General features: G+C 44.0%; 11 protein-coding genes and 1 pseudogene. 7 read left to right on the forward strand and 5 right to left on the reverse strand.

Annotation, left to right across the window (positions count from 1 at the left end):
* Window positions 1–221 precede the first annotated feature (221 nt).
* Window positions 222–443 (forward strand): hypothetical protein, encoded by a 222-nt coding sequence (locus QUA47_RS28975; protein WP_333433330.1) that lies wholly within the window; start codon window positions 222–224, stop codon window positions 441–443.
* Window positions 444–515: 72 nt separating this feature from the next.
* Entirely contained in the window at window positions 516–1,604 is a 1,089-nt protein-coding gene (locus QUA47_RS28980; protein WP_333433331.1) for a pentapeptide repeat-containing protein, read from the forward strand.
* A gap of 44 nt (window positions 1,605–1,648) precedes the next feature.
* Here QUA47_RS28980 and QUA47_RS28985 read toward each other — a convergent pair whose 3' ends face one another.
* Genes QUA47_RS28985 through QUA47_RS29000 form a run of 4 tightly spaced genes read right to left on the reverse strand, consistent with a single transcriptional unit; the run spans window position 1,649 to window position 4,405 of the window.
* Window positions 1,649–3,355, reverse strand: coding sequence for a C-terminal helicase domain-containing protein (locus QUA47_RS28985; protein WP_333433332.1), 1,707 nt, complete (start codon window positions 3,353–3,355; stop codon window positions 1,649–1,651).
* Window positions 3,356–3,415: 60 nt separating this feature from the next.
* Window positions 3,416–3,967 (reverse strand): DEAD/DEAH box helicase family protein, encoded by a 552-nt coding sequence (locus QUA47_RS28990; protein ID WP_333433333.1) that lies wholly within the window; start codon window positions 3,965–3,967, stop codon window positions 3,416–3,418.
* 39 nt (window positions 3,968–4,006) lie between these two features.
* A complete protein-coding gene (locus QUA47_RS28995) occupies window positions 4,007–4,207 on the reverse strand; it encodes a hypothetical protein (protein ID WP_333433334.1) in 201 nt (66 codons plus the stop codon).
* 45 nt (window positions 4,208–4,252) lie between these two features.
* A complete protein-coding gene (locus QUA47_RS29000) occupies window positions 4,253–4,405 on the reverse strand; it encodes a hypothetical protein (protein ID WP_333433335.1) in 153 nt (50 codons plus the stop codon).
* Between the two features lie 90 nt (window positions 4,406–4,495).
* Between QUA47_RS29000 and QUA47_RS29005 the strand changes: the two genes are divergently transcribed.
* The 5 genes and pseudogenes from QUA47_RS29005 (at window position 4,496) to QUA47_RS29020 (ending at window position 8,751) form a co-directional block, all read left to right on the forward strand.
* On the forward strand, window positions 4,496–4,690 hold the full coding sequence (locus QUA47_RS29005) for a hypothetical protein (RefSeq protein WP_333433336.1): 195 nt from the start codon (window positions 4,496–4,498) through the stop codon (window positions 4,688–4,690).
* Between the two features lie 866 nt (window positions 4,691–5,556).
* Window positions 5,557–5,772 (forward strand): hypothetical protein, encoded by a 216-nt coding sequence (locus QUA47_RS29010; RefSeq protein ID WP_333433337.1) that lies wholly within the window; start codon window positions 5,557–5,559, stop codon window positions 5,770–5,772.
* A gap of 218 nt (window positions 5,773–5,990) precedes the next feature.
* Window positions 5,991–6,122: pseudogene (locus QUA47_RS31115) on the forward strand (hypothetical protein); the annotation flags it as partial.
* Window positions 6,123–6,480: 358 nt separating this feature from the next.
* Window positions 6,481–7,116, forward strand: a complete 636-nt coding sequence (locus QUA47_RS29015; protein WP_333433338.1) for a hypothetical protein — start codon at window positions 6,481–6,483, stop codon at window positions 7,114–7,116.
* A 468-nt stretch (window positions 7,117–7,584) separates the two neighbouring features.
* A complete protein-coding gene (locus tag QUA47_RS29020) occupies window positions 7,585–8,751 on the forward strand; it encodes a transposase (protein WP_333433339.1) in 1,167 nt (388 codons plus the stop codon).
* A gap of 71 nt (window positions 8,752–8,822) precedes the next feature.
* Here QUA47_RS29020 and QUA47_RS29025 read toward each other — a convergent pair whose 3' ends face one another.
* A complete protein-coding gene (locus QUA47_RS29025) occupies window positions 8,823–9,083 on the reverse strand; it encodes a hypothetical protein (RefSeq protein ID WP_333335639.1) in 261 nt (86 codons plus the stop codon).
* Between the last annotated feature and the right edge of the window lie 413 nt (window positions 9,084–9,496).

Here is a 9,496-nt window from a genome sequence, read left to right on the forward strand (position 1 = left end):
TCATCTTTTTTCACAGTTTTACTAGCTTTTTCATTTTCGCGCTTTTTTCATATATTTGCAAAAGTGAGATGCACCCAATTATTTTCTATTCTTGAAGAAGTTTCTACACGGGCTGCTGCATAAGGCACAGCAGTAAAACCTGGGGCGTTACAAATAATCTTGGCTGAAGCCTAATTGTGATTGCAGTAAAACCTGGCTTTTTGTGCTGACGAATGCGGAAAGTGGCATTTTCACCTGCCCTTGGCACCGCAATGCGCCACCATCAAGAACAAGAATTAGAAGCGCTGAGCAACACAGTTTTAAATATGGCACTGCCCAATACATCGAAGGCAGATATTCACAGAATGTTTCTAAATTGGCTAGATGAATGTACAAGCTGGCATTTGATGTTGCTCAGGTATTTGCACGAAGGTAATTATAATGCAAGCCAACGGCAAATTTGAGAGGCGGCAGACAGAATTTCTCAATTTTGGCTTAGAATAGGCTGGCAAAATTTTTACTGCGGGTAACTCAGGATGTGGCACAAAAAAAGTGTTTGGTGGATATTAAGAGGATTGGGAGGAAGTGCGATCGCTATCTTTGCCCTAGCCAAATTTTCCCACTGGCACCGTCTGCGTACCTATGAGAAGATTTTTGACTTGAGGGCTGTGCAATGGAGGGGTAAAAACTTAGCCGGTGCCGATTTTTCTCACCATGTTTTCCGAGAGGCAAATTTATCGGAGGCGAACTTGCAAGGAGCCAATCTCCAACGGGCAGACTTCTCAGATGCTGCTACTCACCTGATTGACACTGACTTACGCGAAGCAAATTTAACCAATGCTTTGCTCTCCTATACTCAGGCTACCAGAGCCAATTTCTCTGGGGCAATCCTCCAAGAGGCAAACTTCAGCAACGCTAGCCTGAATGGTGCGCGTTTTAGAGATGCCGATTTGCAGGGAGCGATTATGATTAGGGCAAAACTGGTAGCGGCTGACTTCAGCGAACTGAAGCATGATCCGGCTTATCTCGATCGAGCCGATTTGACCGATACGGGTATTACGGGTTTTCGCGATACACGGCTTTGCAACGCCACCATGACAAATGGCGCAATTTCTAAGCAGGGTTGCTTTTGGCCTTCATACGATTTGAAGAAAGCAGCGCAAGCTCAGGATTGGCCCTGGATGGATTCGGCAATCAGTGATCTATTTAAAGAGGCGGTGATTTCAACGGATGCCTTGGCACTTAAGCAAACTGTAGACGAGATTACACCCGAACAAATCCGCTCGATGCCCTGTAAACATCTCAAAACTCTAGATCAACTTTGGCGAGAAGCAAGTGGCTCACGATTTGGGTTCGGCATTCAGCGCCAAATTTGGGAAAGTTCTCAAGTGAATCGAGATTACACCAAGTTTGGAGAAGCTGTGGGGTGGAAGCAAAACGGAACCTGGCTTAAATTTAAGGATTTAACCACTAAACAGTCAGCTTCCGATCGCAGTGTTCTTCCAATCGGTCATTTCCCCTGGCACTCTTGGCAAGTTCTGGAACCTACTAAGACCGAGCCTACTCGCTTTCGCCGTGTGGGGTTTGGGGAATGGATGGCACAGCTTAAAGCCTGTAAAATTTGACGCCCTCAAAGGCAATCGGGAACTCTTAGCAGGGAACTGGAAAGTCAAATCAATAAATCTGCCAACCCATCTTCTGCTTTTTCTGGCTTGAGGTACAGTGTACAGATCCGTTCGACCTCTTCCCATTTTGCATCGTGTTTTTCACACCAAGCTTGGATGCAAGAATCGCTTAATTTCTCAACTTCATCGTAATCGACATTAGCAATTTCTGTTCCCTCATGACAGGCAATGGTTTCTAAAACATTAACAATGTTTGGCTCGCGCAATTCAAGCTTTTGGGGGTTGTAAAAAACTCCATGATACGCTTTGTTGTGTAAAAGGAGGATATAAACAGAAGGGGTTTCTTCTGAATAAATTTTAGCGCTAATTATATCGTTGGCAATACCTTCAGCGTACCTACGGTTTAGTTGCAGTTGAGCAGTATGTTGATAGTAAGGAGAAATATCGACATCCGCCAGGGCTTCCAGATTGAGTTCACCAGATTGAATGGTAGTTCGAGAAGCCATTGCTGTTAAATTAATTTCTTGAGTATCGTCGCTTGTTAAAACTGGCAAATCAATCAGCTTTTTCGACTCTTGATGGCGAACTATTAAATTTTTCCATCTTTTCTGAATTTCCACTAAATCATACTGAAGTTTTGTGGGTGAAGTTAAAGTCGGAACAAAAGCATAAATTTCAATGGTGCGAGGCAAATGCCAAAACCGTAAAATTCTGCCCGCTCTTTGGGTTGGTCCAATCGGAGTCCAATCAATATCATAATTTATCACGATCGACGCATCTTGCATATTGACGCCAACTCCATGAGCATCTGTCGAGATAAAAACGTCGTAAGTTTTCTCAGATTCCTCCTCTGCTGCGTTGGCAATGGGAGCAAATTGCTTAATTAACTTTTCTATTTCTTTTGTTTCTTTCATCTCAATTTTTTGAGAATCATTGTTAGACTCGATAGTTGCGGTTACTTGCAAAGAAGGAAGCAGTTTTTTTAACGAATTATGGAGGTAGATAACGGTAGCATGGCGTTCGCAAAAAATAATAACTTTTTGATAATTAGTTTGAGCTTTTTGAATAATGCTAGATAAAGCTTGCAGTTTTATGTCAGAACTTTCATTGAATTTTTTTAACTCGTCTATCAGCGGCTTCAGCACCGACTGCCGTTGTTGGCGACTCCAAGTAAATTGAAGTTTCTCTAACTCATAAGCGTTGCTTCCTCCCGGCGTATCGCTCACCCTTTCTAATACTCCCTGAAGAGAGAGAGGAGAGCTAGCCCACGCAATTTTTACAACTCGTTTAAATACTTCTCGAAACATAGAGTTGCGGGAATTCAGGTCAACGCAGCCGTTAAGAATAGCGTCCGTGAGTTCTGTATCAAAAATAAGCGGAAACGTTATAGTGTGTAACTTTACTTTGGGAATGTAGCGGTGGTTTTCCCCAAATTTTATATAAATATCTTGCCCTTCTTGCTGACCGTAATATTTAGCAACGTGAGGAGTGGTAAGCTGGCTGGCTACGGGAAGCTGGACGAACTCCGAAGCGTTCCCGACCTTCCAAGCCCTCGCATCATCGACATAATCCGGTAATAAGGCATGACTTTCAGCAGTGTGAGGCAGCAGAAATAATTGATTGTTAATATTCTCAATATCCCTAGCATACGGAGATCCCGTTAACAGTAAAACCTTAAGATTTTCTTGCCCTTTTTGACAGAACTCTCGCAGGCGAATAAAAGCTTGCCGCTCTGAAGGTTGCTTTTTCATATTAAAAAGGTCTTGCTTGAAGCGATTCCTAAATTCGTGACTTTCATCAATAATGAGCAACTACCGCTGTTGGTCGAGAGATTTTTGTATCTCCTGAAAATCTTCTAAACTAGAATCTTGCTTAGAACTTGTCTTGTCAAAAGCTTGCCGCACGAAATATTCACAGTGTAAGCCTGCTTCTCTCATTTCCCGCTGCCAATTGCTGCGGACAGACTTAGGACCAATAATCATTACATTGTCAATAACATCCTCATCGCGCAGGTGCAGAGCGACATGAACTGCAACTACAGTTTTTCCCAAACCTGTTGAGGCTACCAGCATTGAGCCAGAGAAATCTTTAATCTGCCGCAAGGTTTGAGCAATCATATTAACCTGATAGGAAACAGGCTTTTTTTGATAACGAGTCTGGACGGGTTGAACATTCTCAAAAGCCAGCATGGTTTTGAGATAAATATCCCAAGGGCTAGCAAATTGAAGCCATTTCAATAGCGCTGATAAAATTTCTTGAGTGATATTATGAGCAGTCTTAAAATACTTTTCAAATTCTTGAACTAAGGCAATCACCTCTTGCCGATCTGTTACTAGATTACCTGCTTCAATTCGTTCTAGCAACCCCCGCCCCGTTAGATTTGAAGAAGCAATTATCGCTGTTTAGTCATCAATAATATAGAGTTTGGCGTGGTGATCGGTGGCTCGGGCATCAACCATTTGAAATTGATGGGATTGGATTTTTTCTATTAGGTCAGACACAGCTTGCCGCCGTTCTCGGTCTAAACCAGTTCGCAGATCCCGCATAATCTCTGCAATTAAAGCTTGCCGAGCGCATTCTTCTCCCGGCTCATCCAGCCCCACTAAAAGATAAGTATTTTTGTTTGTCGTATATTGTCGGATTAATCCTCAACCGCGAATCGTAAAAAATCCTGAAGCAATGCGGATGTCCTGACGGGCTGCTTTCAAACAATACGTAATATATTCCAGAGCTTTGCGGTTGCTAAACCAACTCTGTCTCTCAAATCCCGGGTTGTTAGATTGATTAGGAGTAATATTCATTGGCAAAACTAAAGTAATTATGAAGCTTTTTTCTACAAAATCAGTTTCTAAAGAATATAATTCTTCTTTCTTGACACTGATCTGAGTTTAATGCCTACTCAAGTTGCTCTGCTGGTTTATGCCGATCGCACCACATCTCCCCAGCACGGACAGGTTCGCTACAAGCAGGGCAATGGTTTGGGAATTCGGCGGTGTTTGGAAGCTCTCCAGTTCCATCGCAAACGGGGCATTCCACATCATATTGCTGGTGGACACCCGGAACAGCTCGGACGTGAACGATTTTGAGTCCCTTGCACCCTGGACATTCCATGTCAATCTCCTTGACTTTGATAGCTTTGGTAAATTGAATTGAAGCAAAAATATTACACCGGCGATGTACTGCTGTTCTTGCTAAATGCGAGCGCTTGTCCAAATTCAACCGCAATAAACTTTGCTCGCTTTCATTTCCATTATGAGCGATCGTTCAGGGGGGTATTCTGATCCTCCCCATCGGAGCCAGCGAGAGGGATACTGCTGGTTAATTTCATAATTGACCTTGGCAGCCGAAAAGTTGACGGGATGACAACGCCTCTGGAACCTTGATACTACAAGCATTGAAGCCCCTGAACCTCAAAAAAGATAGTGGATTATTGACAGGCTTATTGACTCATAAGATTGCTCGTGAGCGCTTGGAGCCGGATTCAAGGGATCTCGCCACTCTCTTTTATTGACTCACGCACAGCAAGCGTATCTTTTCGTTTGGTCACTAAACTCAAAACCTTGACACAGCTTGGCTTTCAACCTGCTTGTTATCCGTCAAGATTTAACATGACTTGAACCAGTAGCATACTAGATCCAGAAAAAGCGAGATTACGGGGCGTTGCTGGAGCGAGGTATGATAAGTGCGATCGCGCGAGGCGAATATTGCTGAATACGACTTGGGTTAAATTGTTTTTTATGAATTGCTCACCGCCTCAATCGTACCTAAATTCAGCCGCGCTAAAAGTTCTAGTTGCTCCCCAGTTCCACTAGGTTAGTGTGATTTCCATCACTGGTAATACGGACGTGGCTTACCGAACACCTTCGGTATTATCACGGAAAAATAGCAGCACTATCACTTGCTCTTAAGGGAAACCAGGCGATGATTAAGGTGTCGAGTTCAAAGCAATCCTATGTCTCCACTCAACCTTCTCCCTGGCGCTATCAACGAATTAATCGCCACTGTCACCGATACTAACCGCCTCACCGTAGCTGACCGCTATGGCATCATGGCCGCCATCCTCGATGAGTCCATCAGCGAAGAAGAACGTGGCTCACTTGATCGCCTGATTCGCTCCTTAATCAAAGGTCGGATTCAAGTCACTGACGAACTCTCCATCGTCTCGTAAGCAGAAAGCTCGTTGAGAACTCGACACTCTACAGCGGCTTTCCTTCGCGGAGCGTTATACAGCGATCGCCTGCTGCCACAAACTTAGCCGCTCCAAATCCAATAGAACAAGGGCTCAACCAACTGAGCGCCGATGCTCGGGCAACTCGGATGCGACCTGTAAGACCAGCAGCCCCCGAAGTTGCTGACTGGTACGTATTTTGATCGGGTAAAGCCGAAGGGCCGTATACCGCATTGCAACTCTGGGAAATTCAGAAAATTACAGCTCGCACAAAAGTTAGGCGAGGAGAGGGTGACTGGCAACGCGCTGGTGAAGTTTCAGACCTGACCAAATATCTTACACAACAATAGATATACCTTGATTTCGGAGTACAACAAATTAGAAATTTGAAAGCATCCTGAGTAAAGAAGTTTCGATCGTACTTCCCCCAGAATGGGAACCCATGCCAGCACTCAGCGCCTAATACTACATACAATTTCCGCCGTGACAGGGGGGGTGTAGCACTAAAAATCTAGGCGAGGAAACTCAAATTTCTCATCTATGACTTGGAACCGCTACATATCCATCAGGATAATCTAATTTCCCCATCTACGAGTCGAAACTGCTACAGCAAGGTCAGAATATAATAAATAACTTGTTGCGTTAGCAGGTTTTTTGTGCTGGTAACTGGTTGATAAAGGAAAGAAAGCAACAGCGAAGGTTGGTAAAATGGATGAACTCGTCAAGAAAGTAGCTGCTTTGGGTTTACCAGGTATCATCCTGGTAGTGACGATGGCTGCGACAGGTTTAACAGGAGCGGCTGCAATCACAGCAGCTCTAGCATTTCTAGGTGGTCCGGCAGGAATGCTCGGAGGCATTGCCGTACTAGGTTTGACGGGATTGATTACAGATGCCTTAACAAAAGTAGGGTTAGAGGACTTGCTAACAGCAATTTATTGCCAAAGGCGCTTATCTGAACCACACGGGAAACTTTTAGATGAGATTGAGCAATTATCCCTGTTTGATGGCGATATCAAAGAAAGGCTCAAGCAAACTGTGACAGATGGATGTGGCTGTTCAGCAGCCAGCGCTGCCAACATTTCAGATGTTACCAGGGAGGCTCGCGCGATTTTAGAAGCTGTCCCAGGAATGACACCAGCACACCACAGGGATTTTAACAGTTCCAATCCGATTATCAGACTTAGGGATGGAACAGCGGTTAGGGCTTGGAAAAACCCCCTCGGTGTTGACCACATTTTTTTAGCCGATCCCGATGGCAAAATGATTTACGGTGGCTTCGTAGGCTGGATTCACAGTGAAGGATTGAATCAAGCGCTCTTGCAAATGAGAAGAGACTTGACGTAAAGTAGATAAAATAGAAAGCATATTGTAAATAAAAGTTAAGTTTTTAAAACCACTACCATGCTCTTATTAAGAGCTAAAGGCAATCTAGCAGAAACTTCAAGGCTAAATCACTGAGAATTTACTAGCGGTTGCCACTTCAGATACATCAGAGTATAATGTTTGACATCAGCAAAAACTGTTAGAAATAGAGCATTTAGCTGTTTTCCAAAAAGTAAGCACTGTATATCAAACCAGCACTCATAAATATCTAAAATTCTGATAGTCTTCTTGGCAGGCTTTTTTTACGCCTCACCGCAAAGGCCTCCCACACTTCTTTGAACTCAGAACTCGATCGCTCCAAAATCGATCTGTGACCAAGAAAATGGGATACAAGCCCCTTCTTCAGTGGCCGGCTTTAATTAAGAATTGTGAGTAATCGCATTTGCGTTTAGCCAAACTTCTATAATTAGGATAGGAAGGACAGAGCAAATGTTTAACTTAACCTACGAATTTAAACTGAAACCAACAGCGGTGCAAACAGCCATCTTTGAAGATTGGCTAGAGCAATGCCGTCGCGTCTACAATTACGCGCTAGCTGAACGCAAACATTGGTTTCAATCTCGTAGCTGTCAAGTTAACGCTTGCTCTATCCGTTCTGAATTCATCATCCCTGCGGAAACAAAGCGACCGACTTACGCAAGTCAGTGCAAAAACTTAACCGCAGCCAGGGCAAACATTCCTGCTCTCGGTGCGGTTCAAGTCCACGTCTTGCAGCAAACATTGCGAAGGCTTGAGAAAGCATTTGTCAGTATGTGCGAACAGAAACACGGATTTCCGCGCTTTAAAAAAATTGGTGGAATGCGTTCTTTTGTGTTTCCAGAAATGGGCGTCAATCCAGTTCAAGGCGAGAGGGTGAAACTACCCAAGATTGGTTGGGTGAAATTCCATCAATCGCGTCCCATTCCTGATGGTGCAACAATCAAGCAAGCTCGAATTGTCAAGAAAGCTAGCGGTTGGTATGTAATGCTAACCCTGCAATGGGACGTTTCTGTACCGACGGTTATGCCTCACGGCGAAGCTTTGGGTATTGACGTTGGTCTAACTAATTTCATAGCGACTTCCAACGGTCTTCTAGTAAAGCGCCAAAAGTTTTTCGTTGACGCTGAACGCAAGCTTAAATTGCTGCAACAGCGCGTCAGTCGAAAGAAGTTAGGCTCGAATAACCGAAAAAAAGCTCAGAAGAAAGTTGCCAAGCTGCACGAATATATAGCCAACTGTCGCTCATACTGGCACTGGAAACTGGCACACCAACTTTGCGAAGATGCAGGAATGATATTTGTTGAAGATTTGAACTTGATTGGTTTGTCTAGAGCAATGCTCGGTAAGCACTGTTTAGATGCTAGTTGGGGGCAATTCTTTACTATCTTGCAGCAAACCTGTTTTAAGCATGGTGTGTGTTTTCAGAAAGTAAGTGCTCATAAAACAAGTCTAATTTGTCCTAATTGTGGTGTGGAGACAGGCAAGAAAAAACTGTCGGAGCGAACCCATTCTTGTTCTAGCTGTGGGTATACAACAGACAGAGATGTTGCAGCAGCACAAGTAGTTTTAATTAGAGGGCTTGCAGCCGTAGGGCATACCGCCTGTGATGCTTGGTGAGGGTAAATTCGTTGGAATCCCTGTGAACCAAGAATCCTCGTACCTGATAGTCGAGGAGTGTCAACATCGCTCTAAATCTTGCCTTCAAACCTCTGATGCCAGAGGATATACCCCGACACGGTAATAACCAGAGTGATGCCTCCTCCTACCCAAGCCAGCATAGGATTGTAACCGCTACGGCTGAGGGTCTGCATCCATAGATGGGTGCGATCGGAGGATATTAACCAATCTGCGATGACCGGAAAAAGATACATCAAAGATGCACCAACGATAAGCCAGCCCACCATAGAGACGAGGAGAAAGATAGTTTTGGCTGTAGATTGGCTACCCATGAGCAATTGCGGTAAAGAACTAACTTTGAGATTAGCAAAGGAGATGCGTTATGTCAGCACAGCTATGCGATAATCGCGGCCCCGACCAAAGAGACATTACCGATTTACTTGATGGGATGAAAGGAGCGATCGGCAGGGGAAGTGGATGATTCGACGTGAAGGAGCGATCGAAATCATAGATTTCTCCGATGCTAAACATGAAGGAACGTTGGATACATAATAATTAATTATTCCCCATGAAGAAACTCAGCATTGACTCTGATAATAAAATATGCAATTACAACAACGACTGACTGAGATCGACCTTGATGCCTATTTTCAACGAATTGGCTATAGCGCAATACGGTTCAGTTAAGGCTCAAATAGTGGTAAATTAGGTATGGTGTCCAAAAATGGAGAGCAAGTAAGGTGCA

It is taken from the genome of Microcoleus sp. MON2_D5, from assembly GCF_036701905.1.
In the GTDB taxonomy this organism is placed as follows: Bacteria; Cyanobacteriota; Cyanobacteriia; order Cyanobacteriales; family Microcoleaceae; genus Microcoleus.